Origin of the sequence: Bergeriella denitrificans NBRC 102155 (assembly GCF_001592185.1) — a bacterium.
GTDB lineage: Bacteria > Pseudomonadota > Gammaproteobacteria > Burkholderiales > Neisseriaceae > Neisseria > Neisseria denitrificans.
The window spans coordinates 1-1,143 of the sequence record NZ_BCWL01000338.1; the positions used below are offsets into that span (position 1 = coordinate 1).

The window sequence follows — 1,143 nt, forward strand, 5'->3', positions numbered from 1 at the left end:
GTCCCGGCCGGAATAAAGGCCGTCTGAATCTGCGCCAAGGCCGCAGGCTCCGCGCTGAAACGGATGGTGCAGCGGGCGGCAGAGGCATTCAGGCGCGGCGTGTTGACGTCATCGCCGCAAATATCCAACATCAATCCCGTGGCAAAGCGCGGGTGCTGCTGGCGGTAGGCTTCGTTGAGTGCCTTGCGGGTCAGGGTTTCGCGGTAGGCGTAGGTATTGATGAGCAGCCGCTCGATATGGGCGGGCTGTAAGGTTTTGCCGCTGCGCGCTTCGTAATCGGCGATGGTTTCGGCCAATACGGCGGCCAAATCGTCTTCCACCGCTTTCACGTCTTCGCGTTTCAGTTTGCTCAAATCCATGCCGCTGCCTCCAAATCCAAACCGGTGCGGTACACCTCGCCGCCCACATCGTCGGCCACGCGCCAATGCACGGTCATCACGATATGCGGGGCGTTGCCTGTAAAAGTCACGTTTTCCACCGCGGCGCGTTTCTCCCATGTCTGAACGGCCAGCACCACTTCGCGCACGGCGTTGGGTACGAACACGTCTTGCGGCGTGTCGAGATAATCGAAATACGCCGAGCCGAAATCGGGACGGGTCACGTCCGCGCCTTTGCGGGTGGAAAGGATGTTTTGAATGCATAAGTCAATATCGTCCGCGCCCTGCGTCAGGCCGCTGCCGCCGGGGGCGAGCTGCCAGTGGGTGGATACGGGGTGGTCGAAGCGCATAAAAAATCCCTGCAACTGAATAATCGGTTGCAGGGATTTTGGCAAAAGGCCGTCTGAAAGGCTTTTAAACGGCTTTAAAGATTGGATTACTTCGGCTTGCCCGTCGTGCCGCCCGAATCGCCCGGGTGGATGTGGCCCGGCAGGCTGATTCTGCCGGAAGTGATGTCGCCGGTGGCGTGAATCGCGCCGTCGATATTGGCCGAAGCACCGCCGCCGCCCGAGCCGCTCATGCCGGCGGTGTAGGTCAGGAGGCCGTTGACGGTCAGCGTTTTTTCCACCACGGTATCCGCGTCGATGGTGACCACACCCGAAGTTTTAACCAGCACGTTGCCGCTCGTGCGGTCGTGTTCGATGAGCGTGCCGTTGGAAAAACGGCGCACCCATTTGTCTTTGCTGGCGACGGGCGGCTTGTCGGC

General features: G+C 60.5%; 1 protein-coding gene and 2 pseudogenes. All 3 read right to left on the reverse strand.

Going from position 1 to position 1,143, the window contains the following annotated elements; all coding sequences use genetic code 11:
- Window positions 1-359 (reverse strand): annotated as a pseudogene (locus BDE01S_RS10645) (baseplate assembly protein); the annotation flags it as partial.
- On the reverse strand, window positions 350-727 hold the full coding sequence (locus BDE01S_RS10650; RefSeq protein WP_066081397.1) for a GPW/gp25 family protein: 378 nt from the start codon (window positions 725-727) through the stop codon (window positions 350-352). The pseudogene BDE01S_RS10645 and the gene BDE01S_RS10650, both read right to left, overlap by 10 nt.
- A gap of 86 nt (window positions 728-813) precedes the next feature.
- Window positions 814-1,143: pseudogene (locus BDE01S_RS11465) on the reverse strand (phage baseplate assembly protein V); the annotation flags it as partial.

Bases quoted from the DNA above. Each gene is read 5' to 3' on its own strand.
- BDE01S_RS10650 (WP_066081397.1), bottom strand. From the start codon at position 727: ATGCGCTTCGACCACCCCGTATCCACCCACTGGCAGCTCGCCCCCGGC.